Raw genomic sequence first — 18,721 nt, forward strand, 5'->3', positions numbered from 1 at the left:
CATATTTCCTATGTATGAATATTAAACAAATTATTTCTTAGATGAATTTAAATTCACTCAAGTGTTTGTTTTTTGAGTTATCCACAAAGTTATCTATAAGTGTTTTTTCATAGCTTTGGTATGCTATCTCCCGACAAATCATACAGATAAAAAATTACTAAAAAGTCAAGATTGATCTAGCTTAAAAAATCCCGTATCTTGTGTTGAAAATAAACTTTAACTACTAAGTCTTGTGTTTATCCCTCAAATATCGTGGCATGTTTTTTGCTCGGTTCAAACGGTCTATGAACATAACAAAAGTGACAATGGAGCTATGCTGGCATGAGCGTAATTACTTCGACTCCTGGTCAAATTCAGGTGATTAAGCGTACTGGAGATGTTGCTGCATTTGATGCAGAGAAAATTTCTGTTGCGATTGGTAAAGCTTTTCTTGCTGTGGAAGGTCAACAGAGTTCGGATTCAAGCCGTATTCATGACCGTATTACCCAGTTGACGGAAATGGTATTAAATACTTTTAAACGCCGTTTACCATCGGGCGGTACGATCCATATTGAAGAAATTCAAGATCAAGTAGAACTTGCTTTAATGCGTACTGGGGAACAAAAAGTTGCCCGCGCTTATGTAATTTACCGCGAACAACGTGCTAGCGCTCGTCAGCAAACAAATTCAAACCACCACCCTACCTTGCAAGTTACTGATGCAAACGGTCAGCTTCAACCACTTGATTTAAGTGCACTGAAAGCAACTGTAAATAGAGCTGCTGAAGGCTTAGAAGGTATTGAGGTTGAAGCAATTATCGATGAAACCGTTAAAAACTTATATAACGGCGTAAAAGAAAGCGATATTGCAACAACCATGATGATGGCAACACGTACACGTATCGAACAAGAACCTAACTATACATACGTAACTGCGCGTTTGCTCCGTGATGAGTTGGTCAGCACTGGTTTAGCATTCTTAGGTTTACCGGCAGATACAGCTGAAAATAATGCACTTGAAGCATTCTTGAAAAAAGGTGTAGAGCTTGATTTGCTTTCACCAGACTTGCTTAAGTTCGATTTAGAAAAACTAGCAGCAGCAATTCAGCCTGAACGTTCTAACCAGTTTACCTACTTAGGTTTACAGACTCTATTTGACCGTTACTTCATTCACTCAAACGGCGTTCGCTTCGAATTACCACAATTATTCTTCATGCGTGTGTCAATGGGTCTTGCACTGAATGAGCAAGATAAAGAAGAGCGTGCAATCGAGTTCTATAACTTGTTGTCTAGCTTTGACTACATGGCTTCTACGCCTACCCTGTTTAACTCAGGTACATTACGTCCACAGCTTTCAAGTTGTTACTTAACAACGATTGGTGACGACCTTTATGACATTTATGGTGCAATGCGTGACAACGCGATGCTTTCTAAATGGGCTGGTGGTTTAGGTAATGACTGGACACCTGTACGTGCCTTGAACTCTTATATTAAAGGTACAAACGGTAAATCTCAGGGTGTTGTTCCATTCCTTAAAGTTGCGAACGATACTGCTGTTGCGGTAAACCAAGGTGGTAAGCGTAAAGGTGCTGTGTGTGCATACCTAGAAACTTGGCACTTAGACATCGAAGAATTTTTAGAACTTCGTAAAAACACAGGTGATGACCGTCGTCGTACTCATGACATGAACACTGCAAACTGGGTTCCTGACCTATTTATGCAACGTGTGTTTGAAGATGGCGAATGGACACTATTTACTCCATCTGAAACTCCAGACCTCCACGATTTAACTGGTGCTGAGTTTGCTGAACGCTATGCATACTATGAGTCTGTTGCGAAAGAACAGAACATGTTGCACAAGAAAGTACGTGCGAAAGACTTATGGCGCAAAATGCTTTCTATGTTGTTCGAAACCGGGCATCCTTGGATCACGTTTAAAGATGTATGTAACTTACGTTCACCACAACAACATGTTGGCGTAGTTCACTCATCTAACCTATGTACTGAAATTACGTTAAACACAAACCAAGACGAAATTGCAGTATGTAACTTAGGTTCGATCAACCTTGTTCAACACGTTAAAGGCGGCGTATTAGACTGTGAAAAGTTAGCGCGTACGGTTAAAACAGCAGTTCGTATGCTCGATAACGTTATCGACATTAACTACTACGCTGTACCACAAGCGAAAAACTCTAACTTGAAACACCGTCCTGTTGGTATGGGTATCATGGGCTTCCAAGATGCGCTTTACGAAATGGGTATGGCTTACGGTTCTGATGAAGCTGTGAACTTTGCTGACGAGTCAATGGAAGTGATTAGCTACTATGCAATCCAAACTTCAAGTGACTTGGCTGTTGAACGTGGCGCTTACTCAACATTTAAAGGTTCATTGTGGGATCAAGGTATCCTTCCAATCGACTCTTTAGAAATTGTTGCTAAATCTCGTCCAGAACGTATGTTCGAAGTTGACCGTACTCAACGTTTAGACTGGGACACTTTACGTGCCAAAGTTCAAAAAGACGGTATGCGTAACTCAAACGTAATGGCGATTGCTCCAACTGCAACCATTTCAAACATTTGTGGTGTTTCTCAGTCTATTGAGCCAACATTCCAAAACTTATATGTGAAATCTAACTTGTCTGGTGAGTTCACTGTTATTAACCCTTACCTTGTTCGTGCATTAAAAGACCGTGGCCTTTGGGACACAGTAATGGTTAACGACCTTAAACACTTTGAAGGTTCAGTACAAAAAATTGCTCGTATTCCTGAAGAATTAAAAGCAATCTTTGCTACTGCGTTTGAAGTTGAGCCACGCTGGATTGTTGATGCTGCATCACGCCGTCAAAAATGGATTGATCAAGCACAATCTCTTAACCTTTACATCTCTGGTGCAAACGGTAAGAAGCTTGACATCACTTATAAGATGGCATGGTTACGTGGTCTTAAGACGACTTATTACCTCCGAGCTTTAGGTGCAACTTCTGCTGAAAAATCTACAATTAACACAGGTGCGTTAAACGCGGTTAAACCTGCAACTGTAGAAGCGGCAGCACCTGCAGCAGCGCCAGTAGTAGAAGCGAAAAAGCCTGAAGCAGTTGAAGAAGACGGCTTTACTCAAGCAGCTCCTGTACCAATGGCTTGCTCAATCGACAACCCTGATTGCGAAGCTTGTCAGTAATCACTGATTAAAAAAGCAATTTATCCGTAGAGCTAATTAATCCAAACAATTAATTAGCTCCGAAAATAGCCAGTATTTGGCTATCTAGGATGTTGTTTATAGTCAGAGATAGCCAAATCGCCAAATTTAGTGGTGATTTCAATGGACAGCTTAGTAGTAATATGTGTTTTAGGTTTAATAGGTGTAATAGCAAGTTTGTACACAGTGAGTTTAAAATTTTCATATAGAGCGAATCGAAACAATTCGCAAAATACGAAAATTATAAATAACATCACAAACCATAACTATTATGGTAATTACGACAAAAATTCTGAATCACATTAGAAATTAATGGGAAAAACTATGTTCCAAATGACTCATAACTATCAGTTAGGACTCGCGGTTCTAGTTTTTTCCTTTGTTTTCTTTTATATACCGATGATTTACGCATTTATCTCGATACGTAAGCAACAGCGTAAGCAAAATAAATAATTTTAAAATTAATGAATTATTTCTTTTGGTTATGTAGGAGAAATTATTCTCTAAATACCAAAATGAAAAAGGGAAACATCGCGTCAACGATGCCCCCCTTTTCCCAAAAGACATAAGGTTATCTTTTGGGCGATGACTATTCTTACGAAACAGCTAGGGAATATTCTGAACTAGTTTAAAGCCATCGTCAAATTAACCGTTGTTAATGGCTCAAAATTTAGGAGTATTCTTATGAGCAAATCAACTGACAGAATGGTATATAAACGTGGTAATGAATGGGTAAATAAAGCTAATGGCAATAGCCGTGCTTCTTCAACCCATACTACACAACGTAATGCTATTGATTCTGCAAGAACTATGTTGAAAAACTCTGGTGGTGGTGAATTGACTATTAAAGGAGTTAATCAACTTATCAGAGAAAAAAACACTATTCCAAACGGAAATGATCCTAGGAATATTAAAGGATAATTTATCCTTTAAATATAAACAAAGTCCCTTATTACCTCGACCTAGATCGGGGTGATAAAGGCTATAAAATAAAACATAAGACGATGATTTTTTTACATTTTTTTATTGCATTCAAAAACAATTATATAATCTATATTATGGTCAAAAATCATCTATTCACCCTTAAAACAGCTATCAAAATTATCATTTGATAACTACAATAGTAGTCAACTTATTAAGAACTAAATTCGCCCACTGAATTTCTGAACAATATTGGCAATATTTGTTTCATAAGTTTCTCCTAATTGGGCGTATAAATTTTGAGAGAATTGATATGTCTATCCTTAGTTGGGACGATTTTGAAGATGATTCGCAAAAACCGGCTGCACCTGAACACAAGTCTGCGCCCATCCAACCGGAAAAAACGTCTGATTCGCAGAATGTATCTGCTGCGCAGCCATCATCGCAGAGCGTGGCAGCTCCACAATCCGCTGGAACCCATTCCGTGCGATCAACAAATCCAACCGATTCAATGGCTCGAGCATCTGAAGCCTTAGAACATTTGGATGTTGCTCCTGGCCTGGAAGAGTTAGAAATGGGCGCGCAACGCGTTCAAGTTGACGACAAAGCCATGATTAACTGTCGCGCTGACTTGAACCAGCTTGTGCCGTTTAAATATGAATGGGCTTGGCAGAAGTATCTTGACGGGTGTGCAAACCACTGGATGCCGCAAGAAGTGAACATGAACCATGACATCGCACTTTGGAAGTCTGAAAATGGCTTAACCGAAGATGAGCGTACTATTGTTATGCGTTCTTTAGGTTTCTTCTCGACTGCAGACTCTTTGGTTGCGAACAACTTGGTATTGGCGATTTACCGTCACATTACTAACCCTGAATGCCGTCAGTATATTTTGCGTCAAGCGTTTGAAGAAGCAATTCACACTCACGCTTACCAATACTGTATCGAATCTTTAGGTATGGATGAAGGCGAAGTCTTCAACATGTACCGCGAGATTCCATCAGTTGCACGTAAAGCAGCTTGGGGCTTGAAATATACTCAATCATTGAGTGACCCTACTTTCCACACAGGTACGCCTGAAAACGATCAACGTTTACTTCGTAACTTGATCGCGTTCTACTGTGTACTTGAAGGGATCTTCTTCTACTGTGGCTTTACACAAATTTTGAGTATGGGTCGTCGTAACAAGATGAACGGTGTTGCTGAGCAGTTCCAATACATTTTGCGTGATGAGTCTATGCACTTGAACTTTGGTATCGACATGATTAACCAAATCAAGATTGAGAACCCTCACCTATGGACTGCCGAGTTCCAACAAGAAGTCATTCAAATGATTCTTGAAGGTACGATGCTTGAAATCGAATATGCTCGTGACACAATGCCACGTGGCGTATTGGGTATGAATGCAAGCATGATGGAAGAATATTTGAAATTCATCTGTAACCGCCGTTTATCTCAGTTAGGTTTACCAGAGCAATTTGCTGGTGTAACTAACCCATTTGCGTGGATGTCTGAGATGATGGACTTACGTAAAGAGAAGAACTTCTTTGAAACTCGCGTAACTGACTACCAAACTGGTGGTGCGTTAAGCTGGTAAGTTTAATCGTCACGCGACACATATGTTGTCATTTGCGACGCATAAAATGTCATTGAGCGACACATAAGTTGTCATTGATAAAAATTCTAATAAATATCCAATAAGAGACTTAGGTTTCTTATTGGATAATTAAAAAATTTCACTTTAAAACTTTAACTATTGAGATTGAATATAAATGTTTGGCTAATTCTGGCTAAGGAGCAATTCTGCCTCAAACAATTAATCAATTTCAGAATGAATAACTGTTTAAGAAGGTAAATATGGGATTACAGAACAAATTTCTAACATTCGATGGTAAGATTTATATTACTCGCTATTCTGATGAATATAAAAAAGCGAGAGAAAAAGATGATAGTATTACTGAAGAAATTCGTAAGAAATTTAAAGAAAATGGATATCCTGTTCAAGAAGATTTTATTCAAGGATCATTAGCGACAAGCACTACAATTAAGGAAAAAGGAAAAGACTTTGATATTGATAGAGCAATTGTCATAAAAGAAGATGATGCCCCAGAAGATCCAACTATTCCTAAAAAAGTTGTATTAGATATTTTAGAGAATAGAGGATTTAAAAATGCAAAAATAAAAAAACCATGTGTTACAGCAGATTATCAGAGTGAAGATTTACACATTGATATTCCAATTTATAGCAAGTCCTCTTCTGGTCTTTATAAATTAGCCGTCGGTAAAAAAAATTCTGATGAAAATAACCGCGAATGGTCTGATTCAGATCCTAAAGGTTTACAGAGCTGGATAAATCAAAAAGATAATTCAGGAATCTATGAAACCGAAAAGCTTCTTCAATTTAAACGATTAACGCGGTATATAAAAAGATGGAGAAATTTTAATTTTCATGAAGATACTTGTAGAAAAGTTTTTTCTATTGGCCTCACTGTAATGTTTAAACAAAAATTTCAGTCCTCAATTAATGATGAAGGCTTGGAAAATGATTTAGAGGCATTGAAGAAAACCATAGATCAAATTATAGACAACTCCAATTACTTTCTTGCGCAACCAGACAATAAATGGAAGATAGAAGTTTATCTACCTGTTTCGCCATATAGAGATATCTTTTCAGGTAGCAGTATAAATACAGGTACTCAATTAAGAAATAAATTATCAAATCTTAGAACTACATTACAAAAAGTTATTGATGAAACAGATGAGTCAAAACAATGTGGCCTACTAAGAACTGTGTTCGGCGATGATTTTCCTGAAAGTTCCCAAAATAGTTCTAAGAATGAAGCAGCTAAAGTTGTTTTTGCCTCAGCAGGATCTGTAGGGACCTCTCAAGGCGCATGAACTATTCACTAATTATTCAACATTTACAAAGTCGTGGATACTACGTGTCCACGGCTAAACTGCAAGATTTAGACATATTAGAAGTTAATTTTTTGATTGGAAAAGATCAAATTACATTAATTCATTTTAAAGTTAATGAATTAAAAGAAATGCCTTCATTTTATCTAAAAGATCCACAAAAATTTCCTAGACTTGCTCATAGTACGTCTTTTGAAGATTACAATCTGGCAAACTTATGTATTAACGTTTCTGATGCAGTATCAGTAAATTATGAAGTTCCAGAAAAAGCTTTTGAAGATTCGCTTGAAAGACATATTAAGTTACTTACAAAATGTTTAACTGATCTAAATTGGAATAAGGAAGAACTTTTAAGAGAGTTTTTAGCCAGTTGGTATAGTCTAAACAATACAAAATTCAATGACATTATCTGTGTTGTAGATTCATCAAAATTTTGTAAATTAAGAGTTTATGCTCCTGAAGGTAAGTATGGTTTGCAAAGTAGTATATTAGTTCATCCTGAAGATTATGACTTAAAAACCAAAGAACCTTTTTTTAAAATACAAATAGCTCAAAGAAAAGTTAATCCTGATTTGGGTTGTATTCTTCCCCTACCTGATATTGTGTCTATTCCCTGGACAGCATCAGACCTTCCTTTATGGTTTTTAGAACATATCGAATTATTATCTCCTGATACAAAACATCTCTTCTTAACCACATTTGCACAAATTAGAAGAAATATTTTTTGGGTAATATTTAATATAGATACTCCATCCGGAAAATCTTGGTTTGGTTTAAAATTTCAACATAAAAAATCTAAAGCTAATAAAGCTTTTCCTCTTAAACTAGAAAACTTTTCTGAGTGGAATATAGAAGCATGCTCAATTAAATTATTTGATAAATCAAGTTTAATACCTCGTGGTGGTGCTTTCCCTAATCTTCAAGATAAAAATGTTTTATTAGTAGGCTGTGGATCAGTAGGTGGTTATATTGCAGATCAACTTGCATCATGTGGTTTAGGAAACTTAACACTTGTAGATTCAGATAGCCTGTCTATTGAAAATATATATAGACATTATTTACCAATAAATTATTTAAATCAAAAGAAGACTATAGGCCTACAATTTAGAATAGCTACTAAATATCCATGGATTAATATTACTCCTGTTAATGGATGCTTATTAGATCTTAGAAATGATTCCATTCTTAATGGATATGACCTCATCATCATTGCGATAGGCTCTCCAACAAAAGAACGAATTTTTCATGATTACTGTCTGAAAAATAATGTAGAGACTGCTGTTCTTAATACTTGGACAGAGGGATTTGGAGTAGGTGGACATGCTATTTTAGATATCCCTGAATCTGAAGGATGTTTAAGATGTGCGTATGTTGATAATAAGAACTTATGCAGAGGTTTAGTATCTAATCTTAATTTTTTGAAACCTAATCAGGATTTAACTAGAAATCTTTCAGGATGTGGAAACGCTTTTCTTCCATATTCGAATTTATCTGCAATTCAAACAGCAAATATAACTACCGATCTGGCATTAAAATTCTTACAAGGAAAAGTAATAAAATCTTCAAAAGTAAGCTGGAAAGGTTGCTCCATAGACGCTTTAAATGAAAATTTAGAATTAACAGACCGTTATTATGCCTTTTCAAAATCATTACTAATCACACCACTATTAAATTCAGAATGTGATATTTGTAATGAATGACCAATTAACTGTTCATATTTCTGATGCTACTGTTCATCTCCCTTCAAATATCATTGAAATATGGGAACAATATCGTCAAATCTCACCTAAATCTAAAGAAGCGTGTGGAATACTCATAGGACATCAAATTCAAGGCACTGAAGTCTTTCAATTAGAATTTGTCACTACCCCACAAAAACTGGACATTAGAACTAGATATAACTTTGTTATGAAAGATCCATTTCATCAAAGCTTTCTTGAAGATAAATATAAAGCCTCAAATGGCACATCTGTTTATTTGGGTACATGGCATAGCCATCCAGAATTGATACCTACCCCTTCTTTCATTGACAAGAAAGATTGGCATAATTGTATAGCGAGAAATCAGAATAGAAGACTATTTTTTATTATCGTTGGAATTCAGGAAGTTAAAATTTACACTATTAAAAATAGCTATTTAAGTACATCTTCAGCCTTGAGGTTTTAATAAAAAACATGAGTGACATCAATTCTCTGCCTAAATTTGAGCTAATACAAAGTAAATTAGAACCATTAGATAACTTACTAACAGCTAAATCATACATCGATGGAATAAAATCTGTTTTAGTTTGGGATAGAATTGGACTATTCATAAGCAAGGCAAACAAAAATTTATTAATCTTATTGATTACTTCAGAAAGAATCGAATCTATTCTACGGGTGAATCTCTGCGAAATAGATTTGCTAAATTTTCTAGATTATCTTTCAGGTACTAGATCTACTATTGAATTAAGAGCTACGGATAATATTTTAACGTCCGATGATATTGTAAGTTTAGAAATAATAAATTCTATATGGAAAAAATATGAGTTTTCTACAGTAAGTCTAAAAACCAAAACATTAAAAGTAAAGTTTATAAAAGACTTTTACAGTAATAAGAAAAAGACTGGTAGAGGTAAACAATTCACTAGTAAAACTATTACCAACTTAATGATTGATAGTCATGGACGCTGTATGTTTACAGGCTGTGGTGAAAGATTAGATATAGATCAGCTTACAGGAGCAAAGGGAAACTTTGCTTATAATGCACACAATATCGCATCTTCAGACAACGGTGAGAGAGGTTTACCATTCTTATCTGAAATGCTTTCTGACGAGCCTAATAATGTTCTATTACTATGTGATAAACACCATCGCTTAATCGATAAAGTAGCTCCTAGTAATTATGACGCAGAAACTTTAAATAATATGCGAAAAGCACATAGTGAAATGGCTCAACAACTTCTAGATGCTCTTGCATTTGAGCCAATTCCAGTATATTCGGTTCTTTGGCCTGTTCATGGGCAACCCGCCTCCAATCCCAACTTAAAAGAAATTTCCTCTAGTCTTCTACCATTACGTTATAGAGTCAATGGCTGTCTCATCCCCCTATGTGACAGTACTATGAATAGTGAACTATTCAATACACAGATGATTCATCATATTGAGAATGAGGCAGCAAAAATTATTAACCAAACCAGAACGACTCACCATAAAGCCGCTATTTTTGCATTTGGCCCTATGCCAGCCTTAGTTGGTTTAGGTGCATTACTTGGAAGTAAAGGTGAATTTATACCCATGTTAAAGTTTAGAGATAGTCAAAAATGGGAATGGCCAAGTCCAAGTATGATAGATCCATTCAATGAAATAATTGGACTAGATAAACTTAAAAAAAATAAAGAAGTTGTTTTATGTATCCATGCCACAGCAAAAGTAGATAGAGTTCTAGAAAAAGCAAATCAATTAGCAGATGCTATTAATAATCAGGTAGTGGAGATTACTACTCTACCCGAACATATGGGCAGCAAAAGTATACCTCATCCATTAAATGTTAAAGCTCTTACGGCTCAAGTACAAAAATTACTACATCAATTCAAAAGTGATCATGGAGTTGAACTAGTACATTTATTTATAACAGCTCCAAATGCAGCTTGTGTTGCTGTAGGTCAAGGAATTGATAAAAATCATCCAGATGTAATTATCTATGACTATAAGAAAGCTGGTTTAGAGCCCGTTTTTAGAATAAATAGCACAGAACATGGTAATAAATTAGAGTCAATCTAAAAACTATTAACTGATAAAAGCCTAGGAGAATAACCTAGGCTTTACAATATTCAAAAATCGTAGAAGCTCAAAAAGTCTTTAATATTTGTATTCATTACTTCTAGCCAATCCATCAACTCAATTACATCCAATCGCCTTTCTAAAATTTCAATTTTAGAAACATAAGATTGGGGTTTGTTCAAACGACGCGCAAGCTCGACCTGAGTCACATTTTTTGACTCACGTAGTTCTATAAGTCTCTTGATTAGGTCTTGATACCTAGGGTCGTGTATTGAGCGCATGGCTCAATATCAGTTACAATTCAAAATATCCCAAAATAGGATATTTGAGAATTAGAACGATGTTAAAGATTAAAAATTTACCAATAATTCTATGCGTTATGACCGTGGCATCTTGTACAACAAAATTTCAAGATACAGGTACATCTACCTCTGTGAACCAAATGTTGACTAATGAGTGGCATATTCAACCATATGACCCTTCAAAGCCGGTCCTGATCAATAATGAATTTGAAATGCGGGTATCTACCTACTCATCACCTATTTTTATTCATCAACAGTGGGTAGAGCAATTAGCATCCCCTTATAGAAAGCTACAAGGACTATGTCGCAGACAAAATGGGCAATTTACTTATTTAGGTGATAATAATTCAGTAATGATAAATGCTGGATCAGTAAAAAATGGCCAACCATTACCTCCACCCGATCGTTTAACAACTGAAGTGCTTACACAAATTCGTAACTCTAAATGGATTGGCGACTATTCTTGCTCAAGTAGCACAGAAAATTGGAAAACCTCCATTAAAGCAACCAACTGGAGAGCAAAAAATGATGGAACAAATGCTTGGCGATATATAACTCTTACAACAAAGATTGATAAAAATTAATTATTCCAAATCAAAACTTTACCCCATAACATTAGAGGTAAAGTTTTGATCAAATTTATGTTTAAAGATAAATCACACTTAGAAAAATTTTCAAAATATATAAAATAATAACATATTGAAATTTAAACAATTTAATCAAAATACGAAGGCATCTCCGAAGACTCTATGCGAGTTTTTGGTGAAGTCTCTTTATTAGGAGTTACTCTTTTACTTGCTTCAAGAATTTCAGACTTTTGCTTCATTTCCTCTGACCATAAATTATCTCTATATGATTGCCAAAAAATTACTGCAGAAAGTCTTATGTTTGGTGCTAAAAAGATGTGATGCTTGAAATTTTTATCAATATAATCAAATAACTCAGGATGTATATTAAAGAATAAGGGATTTTGGGCTATTTTTTCTGTCAATCCTGCATACAACTCTAAAGCAAGTTCTCGAAGTTTCTCTGATCCTAAAAAAATTGATTCTTGAATCATTAATATTGCTACGACAAGACAGTCAATTGACCCAATTTTCGTTAAAGACTCAACAGTATATTCATTAAAAGGTTTTCTTTTTATAGGGTTCACTTCTACTCGACTGATAAGTTCAAACTTTACTCGTGGTTCTAATTTTTGAATTAAGTCATTTATTTCATCTTGATTATAATTAAATGAAGACAAAACCTCCCATAGAACATGCTCAAATATCGCTTTAGAACCCGGGTAAATCCTTTCTATTAAATCAATATATTCAAGCTCTGGACTATGACTCCCATTTTGATAACGCCTTAATCTATAAGGTTTGTCTATGGTTTCATTTATAAACTCGCCGATCAATTTTTCTAAAGAATTCACATTCATTTTTGCAGTTTGAGTTAAATATTCAACCCACACTTTAGTTTTATAAATATTTACAGGGTTTTTTGATTTGCGCCCACGCTTCTTTTTTTCGTTCATTGTCTACCCATTATTTTCGGCACGAAATTGGAGAATTTCGTGCAGGTTGAATCTTAAATAATTAGTTCTAGAATAATTACTATGTATAACTAAGCGATACTGAAGATGCAAACTCATCAACAATCCAGATTATTGGTAGCTGAAATAAAAGAAAAATATGGCGAAATTATCGGTGGTTATGATTTAGCAAAATTATTGGGCTATAAGTCCACGGCTTCTTTTCGCCAAGCTATTTCTAGAAATCAAATACCATTTTCAACATTCAATATAGAAAATCGTAAAGGCAGATTTGCTTATACAAATGATGTTCTTGATTGGCTAACAAATCTAAAAAACAAAGGAGATATCTAATATGGATTAAATAATAGCTAATAAAAAACGGACCCTAAAAGGATCCGTTAGTGACTTTATACGCAAAGATACAAAGACGTGGTAATCAAAGTATCTTCCGTATAAAGCCACCAGTCAAGTCTTGTTGCTATTTTTTAAGCAACAAAGAATTTCACTCATCTCTAAAAAAGTTTTGGAGATGTAACGGAATACTGGAAATACATATATGTACCCTTTCCCACAAAACAGAAGAAGTAATCTGAATCAATTTATTTGGGAACAAATAGAAAAAGCTTTTCAGGTTAAACCTAACTTAGCATCAACCCTCCACGGCCAACGAAAAATTTATCAAGGGTGTTTTGGCCGCAGAACAGCCTTATTTCCTAGCACTAAATCTGGTGGGGCAATTCCACTTGAAAGTCATCTCGAATTGGCTCAAGCACTCTGCCTTGAACAAAATACCCAAGTGAAAAGCTTCCGTACTCAGGCATTAAAAATCCCCTTATCAGGAAGTAATTTCTCCTATCCAGACTTTTTGGTCCAAAAAATCGATGGATCATTTGAGATCCATGAAGTGAAACCCTCTATTAGGGCTCTGGCACAAGAAGAGCTCCAGAAGTTTGAACAAGTCTCTCAGATACTTAATCAAATGGGGATATTGTTTAAGCTTATTGACCAACTCAGCTTACCAACAACAAAACAGCTTCAAAATCTTTTATATCTTTATCAAAGGGGTCATAAACGAATATGGACACCTTTAGAAATTGATCAGGCAATGGATGCACTGGAGGAAACTGCTTTTCAGAACATTCAAGCAATATATAGAACCCTTCAAGAATCGGGTTTGCCTTGTGAATTAGGTGACTATTTACTCTTTCATAAAAGGATCATCCTAGATACAGAAGGAGGAATTTAAGATGCCAACGTCATTATTTATTCCTCAGTCAGGTTTTCGCTTCACTTTTAGTAATCAAGAGGACTATGTTTTTGAGATCACTAATGTTACTTATGGACAAATTCGTTACGCTGCTGTTATCGGTGGAAAATCCTTCACCTTATCATCTGAAGCGTTTGAACAATACTATAGAAACGATGAAATCAAATGCATTTTTGCTCCCGAAAAATTAATCATCAATCCGGAAAAATGTAGCGAAATTCAACGGAAAGAACGATATGTAAGATCTGCACTTTACAAACTATATGAACCTACAGCCTTAATTCCCTTAAAAAAGCTTATTGATGAGATTGCAACAGAACTCGGTGATCAAGTCCCTCCTTCCCCTAGAACAGTTGCAAGATGGATAAATAAATACCGTAGTAGTTGTCATCATAACCTCAGTTTAAGTAATAGTTATAAAGGTAATCAGTCACTTCGATTCCCTCCAGAAATCTATCAAATTATGTCTCAGGGTATTAATGAAATTTATTTAAAGCCTGAATATAGAACTAGCAAAGATGTTCAAGCATACATATTAGGTAAATTAATAGAACAAGGTATATCAACAAAATATTTGCCCAGTAGAAGAACTGTTCAACGTTACATAGAAAAATTAGATCCTTATTTAGTTACTAAAATTAAAAAAGGGAGCCGTATAGCACATAAAGCTTTTCAAGCATCTGGTAAAAGTTGTCCCAGCCCCTTTGCACTTTATATGGTTGAAATTGACACACATTATTTAGATATTATTGTGATTGATCCATTAACCCATCAAGTACTCGGGCGACCATACTTGGCTTGTGCTATTGATGTATATTCACGTGCGATTGTGGGTACATATATAAGTATGTTCCCACCAAGTGCGATGACTACTTTAGCTGTTATTAAAGATATGATTACGCGCCCAAACCATGGACTACCTGGAGGAATTGCATCAATCATTATTCCAGATAATGGAATTGAATTTAAGAATAATTCCTTAGCAAGAGTCTGTGAACAATTAAAAATTACACTCACACCCTCTCAAATTGGAACCCCTAATAACAAGCCTCATATTGAACGTTTTTTCTCAACATTGACCAAAGGAGTCATTCAAAAGTTATCTGGTACAACCTTTTCAAATCCTGGTGAACGTGGTCTCTACAATTCTGGGAAGAATGCAGGCTATTCATTACTACAAGTAAAAGAATACGTAAATGAGTGGATCAATGATGTCTATCAGCAATCTATTCATAGCCAGACTGGAAGAACCCCTATTTTAATGTGGAATGATGCAATTGAGCAGGTCAAACCATCTTTTCTAACAGTATCTGACGCCAAAATTATTTGTCGTAGGCCTGTTGAAAGAACAATCAATCATGGGCAAGTACAAATTGATGGATTAGCTTACTATTCCCACGCATTAAAAGTATTAGAAGCAAAAAGAATTAAAAAAGTTACCGTTTTAGTCGATGATCTTGATCTTAACATTGTCTATATTCTTTCGCCGAATGATAAACAAGTGGTCATTCAAGCCGACTCAACAAATCCAGAATACACTCAAAATTTATCTCGGATAGTCCATCTAGAAGTACAAGAAAGAAAAAAACTTATCACAGATTCAGATCGACAAAGATTAGGGAAGTTTGCTGATCTTCATAGCTTATACAAGCTTATGCAAGACATACAAATCGATCTTGTCAGAAAAAAACCAAAACTAAAACAAATCAAAATTGATATTCCAAAACAATTGCAACAGCTAGAAGAAAAACTAGGCTTAAATACGAGTAACAATCAAGAAGACCTAAAAATCTACGAGAAAGTCCATAAAGCGAATAAAGCGTCTCCAACTAGATTTGGCTCAATGGAGGTAAAAAAAAGATGAAAAATAATAATAGTTTTGAATCCGTTAGTTATCTTAATGATCTTGTTATTACTTCAGAGGAATTTATGAATGCCTATACAGGTATTCAGCAATGCGCTGAACGTAGTATTGCTTATAAAGAACCAATTGGAAGTATGCTTCTATCTGAAGGAGGACTTGGAAAAACAACTCTATGTCATGCAGTAATCGCTCAAATGCCAAATTCCATAAAAATAGAGAATGATCGACAGAAAATTATCATTCCGGCGTTTTACGTTGAAGTTCCCTCACCCGCAACAGTGAAATCATTAGCAATCACAATGCTAAACAAACTAGGTGACCCAAGTTATGACATCGGAACAACAAAATACCTCACCTCAAGACTTACGTACTTACTTATACAATGTGAAACTAAACTGGTTTTTTTAGATGAGTTTCATCATCTTTTTGATCGTAAACCAACTTCAACAAGAATGAATATTACGGTTGGAAATTGGATAAAAACTCTAGTTAATGAAACCGGAATTAGTTTCTGTCTTGTAGGGCTTCCCCAATTCGCAGACCTTATTCAGGTTGATACCCAAATCGCAAGAAGGTTCCCTTTTCACTATAAATTATCTCCGCTTACCTTAGGTACAAAAGATATCTGTGGCACGATTTACTCGTTTCTTCATGAAATCGCCAATAAAGCACTTCAACATAATACTCATTTCAGCCCTGAGTTAGATAGCTACCTTTTAGGTATGCAAATCTATGCGGCAACCAAAGGCTATCATTCGTATGTAATGAGCCTGGTCCGTGAAAGTATGATGATCGCATCAGAAGATGGTAGAACGACCGTTACTCAAAATGATTTTAGTCAGGCATGGGCATTTGGAATAACCCTATTTATTAGTGATTTTAAACAGGATCCCTTTGCTATGAGTCTCAGCCAATTAGCATCAAATATAAGGGAAATATAATTATGAATAATAAAGGTTTACTTATACAACCAATTCCCTATGAGGATGAATCCGCTGCTAGCTATTTACTAAGAGCTGCACAACTTAATATGCATTCATCAGTGTATACGCTAATAGGCAAAGAAAATTTTGCCTACTTGACTAAGCAAGCACCAAACTGTGATTTGACAGATCTTCCCCGCTTCAAATTTGCTCTACAAGTTTTAGGGATAAATTCTTCTTATCAAACTGTAGCTTTAGAACGAGTAGGCCCAACCAGTCGTTCTCCAAAAAGATGGGGACAGCTAGAAATCAATGAAAACCTTCTGCTACATCATGAATTTTCATTTTGTCCTGACTGTCTTAATGAACAAGCTTATTTTAAAAAAATATGGCTCTTTAGACCAATTTATGCATGCCCAATACATTCTTTATTACTTCTAGACAAATGTCATCAATGTGGTGAGACAGTTACACTTGCAAAGGGTCATATTACGGTATGCCCTTCTTGTAAAACGGATCGAACAAAAGCACCAAGAATTTTTTGTAAGACAGCCCATATTGTTCATTGGTTTATAAGAATTTTAGAAGAAGAAAATACTGATTTTTTTCATGAATTTACTTCTTATTGGACAGCTTTAAAGAACTTTGCTGAGTTTCAAGATACATTATCTGATGAAGAATACACAAAAATAACTTACGAGTATTTTACTGACCTTCCAAGCTCAATAAAAAGATTGAGTACGTGGATCAATAATAGAATTTATCTAGCCCATCCGAGAATTCAACTTCTTCCTTTTTTAAAGGAAGAAGAGAAGTTCCACTACTTTTGTGACTATCTAAAATTAGTAGAAGAAAAATGTTCTCGCTATAAAATCACTAGCTCTAGATTAGAAGAGCTTTTTCTATCACAGGAAGAGGTAAGGCTTGTTTTAAACATTGGACGTCAGCGACTGAAAAGTCTTGTTGCCGATGATTTTCTGAAGGTAGGTAAAAACTACTATGGTCATGAAGACTTTAAAGGCTCATCAATTGAGAAGCTTTTAATTAGAAAAAATAAATTTATAGATTATGAAATATTTACTCCACCTAAAAGTACACACAGGAGTAAGCCAATACAACCAACTATTTCTGAGATTGCCACAAAACTTGATATTAATTTTGAGACAGCAAGAAAGCTAAGTAAGACTCATTGGCTCCTTGGAGATAACGTATCTATAGTCAAAGTTATCTCATATGAAAAACTTGAAGATTTTTATAAAAATTATATAACTGCCTCAAGCTTGGCTAGAAAGCTTGAAGTTAATGCCACAAACTTAGTTGAGAAGCTTTTGAGCATTAATATATCTCCTGTTAGTGGGCCATATGTTGATGGGTTACCTATTAATATTTATGAAAAATCTTCTGTAGAAAACATTAAACAGATTGATATTAATTCAATAGTAAACTACAAAACACGCACAGGAAGGCATAAGAAAGGCGCCAAGAATTCAGTAAGAGCTCACTGCTATTCTCTACTTGAAGCTGCCACATTATTGAAAATCAGTGCGCGGGCTGTATCATATTTGATACATGCAGGTTATCTCACAAGAAATTATCTCGATCCTGCATCTGTAAAAGTTGATAGGATATCTTTAGACTCATTGAAACAAAAAATTGAGAGTGAAGACTACGTTAGCTTTGAAGCTGCTGCCGAAATATTAAATTGCCCATTAAATTGGTTAAACCAGTATTGGTGTGAAACAGGCTTTCTGACAATTGAAGATTTGGTCTTTTGGAAGCTTATAAAGAAAAGTGAGTTGAATGAAGTTCTTAAATTAAAAGATGAATACATAACTGGGGCTGAAGCTAGTACTCTACTTGGTATGCGTCATTCATATATCACTAACTTACAAAAACAACAGCTGATCAAACCTTATTATATGGGTAAAAATGATAAAAAAATTAGATTGTTTAAGCGAGAAGACGTACAGAAATTAAAGGACTCAAACTATTTTAAGGTTTAGCTCACTCATCTCTCCAAAAAGAGCATAAACCTTTAACTTATATAGGATGAATGCGTTATAATAATTCC

General features: G+C 35.2%; 16 protein-coding genes. 14 read left to right on the top strand and 2 right to left on the bottom strand.

The genetic code is table 11. The features are described 5' to 3' along the window. Positions 1-321: 321 nt before the first annotated feature. From F984_RS14660 to F984_RS14690, 8 genes are all read left to right on the top strand, one after another. Positions 322-3,156: a ribonucleoside-diphosphate reductase subunit alpha gene (locus F984_RS14660; protein WP_004710387.1), complete on the top strand. Its 2,835-nt coding sequence runs from the start codon at positions 322-324 to the stop codon at positions 3,154-3,156. Between the two features lie 342 nt (positions 3,157-3,498). Continuing rightward, entirely contained in the window at positions 3,499-3,627 is a 129-nt protein-coding gene (locus F984_RS23050) for a hypothetical protein (protein ID WP_031944800.1), read from the top strand. A 231-nt stretch (positions 3,628-3,858) separates the two neighbouring features. After that, on the top strand, positions 3,859-4,095 hold the full coding sequence (locus tag F984_RS14665; RefSeq protein WP_004710389.1) for a DUF2188 domain-containing protein: 237 nt from the start codon (positions 3,859-3,861) through the stop codon (positions 4,093-4,095). A 313-nt stretch (positions 4,096-4,408) separates the two neighbouring features. Next, positions 4,409-5,692 (top strand): ribonucleotide-diphosphate reductase subunit beta, encoded by a 1,284-nt coding sequence (locus F984_RS14670; protein ID WP_004710391.1) that lies wholly within the window; start codon positions 4,409-4,411, stop codon positions 5,690-5,692. Positions 5,693-5,952: 260 nt separating this feature from the next. After that, positions 5,953-6,993: a nucleotidyltransferase domain-containing protein gene (locus F984_RS14675; RefSeq protein ID WP_004710393.1), complete on the top strand. Its 1,041-nt coding sequence runs from the start codon at positions 5,953-5,955 to the stop codon at positions 6,991-6,993. Between the two features lie 44 nt (positions 6,994-7,037). Further along, the gene (locus tag F984_RS14680; protein WP_228128009.1) at positions 7,038-8,711 is read left to right on the top strand and encodes a ThiF family adenylyltransferase; all 1,674 of its coding nucleotides are present in this window, start codon (positions 7,038-7,040) and stop codon (positions 8,709-8,711) included. Continuing rightward, positions 8,704-9,177, top strand: coding sequence for a Mov34/MPN/PAD-1 family protein (locus F984_RS14685; protein ID WP_004710395.1), 474 nt, complete (start codon positions 8,704-8,706; stop codon positions 9,175-9,177). The genes F984_RS14680 and F984_RS14685 overlap by 8 nt, the downstream gene beginning before the upstream one ends. Positions 9,178-9,185: 8 nt before the next feature. Continuing rightward, the gene (locus F984_RS14690) at positions 9,186-10,772 is read left to right on the top strand and encodes an SAVED domain-containing protein (protein WP_004710397.1); all 1,587 of its coding nucleotides are present in this window, start codon (positions 9,186-9,188) and stop codon (positions 10,770-10,772) included. A gap of 50 nt (positions 10,773-10,822) precedes the next feature. Here F984_RS14690 and F984_RS14695 read toward each other — a convergent pair whose 3' ends face one another. Next, positions 10,823-11,053 (bottom strand): helix-turn-helix domain-containing protein, encoded by a 231-nt coding sequence (locus F984_RS14695; protein WP_004710398.1) that lies wholly within the window; start codon positions 11,051-11,053, stop codon positions 10,823-10,825. Between F984_RS14695 and F984_RS14700 the strand changes: the two genes are divergently transcribed. Next, positions 11,044-11,658, top strand: a complete 615-nt coding sequence (locus tag F984_RS14700) for a hypothetical protein (protein WP_228128010.1) — start codon at positions 11,044-11,046, stop codon at positions 11,656-11,658. The two genes, F984_RS14695 and F984_RS14700, sit on opposite strands and share 10 nt — an antisense overlap. Positions 11,659-11,789: 131 nt before the next feature. Here F984_RS14700 and F984_RS14705 read toward each other — a convergent pair whose 3' ends face one another. Further along, positions 11,790-12,596, bottom strand: a complete 807-nt coding sequence (locus tag F984_RS14705; protein ID WP_004710402.1) for a hypothetical protein — start codon at positions 12,594-12,596, stop codon at positions 11,790-11,792. A 105-nt stretch (positions 12,597-12,701) separates the two neighbouring features. On the opposite strand from F984_RS14705, the gene F984_RS14710 reads away from it, so the two are divergent. The 5 genes from F984_RS14710 (at position 12,702) to F984_RS14730 (ending at position 18,653) form a co-directional block, all read left to right on the top strand. Further along, positions 12,702-12,947 (top strand): hypothetical protein, encoded by a 246-nt coding sequence (locus F984_RS14710; protein WP_004710403.1) that lies wholly within the window; start codon positions 12,702-12,704, stop codon positions 12,945-12,947. A gap of 205 nt (positions 12,948-13,152) precedes the next feature. Next, a complete protein-coding gene (locus F984_RS14715) occupies positions 13,153-13,842 on the top strand; it encodes a hypothetical protein (RefSeq protein WP_004710404.1) in 690 nt (229 codons plus the stop codon). 1 nt (position 13,843) lies between these two features. Next, complete coding sequence (locus F984_RS14720) at positions 13,844-15,727, top strand: Mu transposase C-terminal domain-containing protein (RefSeq protein WP_004710405.1); 1,884 nt, start codon at positions 13,844-13,846, stop codon at positions 15,725-15,727. Then, a complete protein-coding gene (locus tag F984_RS14725; RefSeq protein WP_004710406.1) occupies positions 15,724-16,668 on the top strand; it encodes a TniB family NTP-binding protein in 945 nt (314 codons plus the stop codon). The genes F984_RS14720 and F984_RS14725 overlap by 4 nt, the downstream gene beginning before the upstream one ends. A 2-nt stretch (positions 16,669-16,670) precedes the next feature. Continuing rightward, positions 16,671-18,653, top strand: a complete 1,983-nt coding sequence (locus tag F984_RS14730; protein WP_004710407.1) for a TniQ family protein — start codon at positions 16,671-16,673, stop codon at positions 18,651-18,653. The last annotated feature ends 68 nt before the right edge of the window (positions 18,654-18,721 follow it).

The sequence above is a fragment of the Acinetobacter nosocomialis NIPH 2119 genome (assembly GCF_000368085.1).
In the GTDB taxonomy this organism is placed as follows: domain Bacteria; phylum Pseudomonadota; class Gammaproteobacteria; order Pseudomonadales; family Moraxellaceae; genus Acinetobacter; species Acinetobacter nosocomialis.

Coding starts and splice junctions, on each gene's coding strand:
- F984_RS14675 (WP_004710393.1), top strand. CDS start 5,953: ATGGGATTACAGAACAAATTTCTAACATTCGATGGTAAGATTTATATT.
- F984_RS14720 (WP_004710405.1), top strand. CDS start 13,844: ATGCCAACGTCATTATTTATTCCTCAGTCAGGTTTTCGCTTCACTTTT.
- F984_RS14715 (WP_004710404.1), top strand. CDS start 13,153: ATGTACCCTTTCCCACAAAACAGAAGAAGTAATCTGAATCAATTTATT.
- F984_RS23050 (WP_031944800.1), top strand. CDS start 3,499: ATGTTCCAAATGACTCATAACTATCAGTTAGGACTCGCGGTTCTAGTT.
- F984_RS14725 (WP_004710406.1), top strand. CDS start 15,724: ATGAAAAATAATAATAGTTTTGAATCCGTTAGTTATCTTAATGATCTT.
- F984_RS14690 (WP_004710397.1), top strand. CDS start 9,186: ATGAGTGACATCAATTCTCTGCCTAAATTTGAGCTAATACAAAGTAAA.
- F984_RS14695 (WP_004710398.1), bottom strand. CDS start 11,053: ATGCGCTCAATACACGACCCTAGGTATCAAGACCTAATCAAGAGACTT.
- F984_RS14705 (WP_004710402.1), bottom strand. CDS start 12,596: ATGAACGAAAAAAAGAAGCGTGGGCGCAAATCAAAAAACCCTGTAAAT.
- F984_RS14730 (WP_004710407.1), top strand. CDS start 16,671: ATGAATAATAAAGGTTTACTTATACAACCAATTCCCTATGAGGATGAA.
- F984_RS14670 (WP_004710391.1), top strand. CDS start 4,409: ATGTCTATCCTTAGTTGGGACGATTTTGAAGATGATTCGCAAAAACCG.
- F984_RS14710 (WP_004710403.1), top strand. CDS start 12,702: ATGCAAACTCATCAACAATCCAGATTATTGGTAGCTGAAATAAAAGAA.
- F984_RS14665 (WP_004710389.1), top strand. CDS start 3,859: ATGAGCAAATCAACTGACAGAATGGTATATAAACGTGGTAATGAATGG.
- F984_RS14685 (WP_004710395.1), top strand. CDS start 8,704: ATGAATGACCAATTAACTGTTCATATTTCTGATGCTACTGTTCATCTC.
- F984_RS14660 (WP_004710387.1), top strand. CDS start 322: ATGAGCGTAATTACTTCGACTCCTGGTCAAATTCAGGTGATTAAGCGT.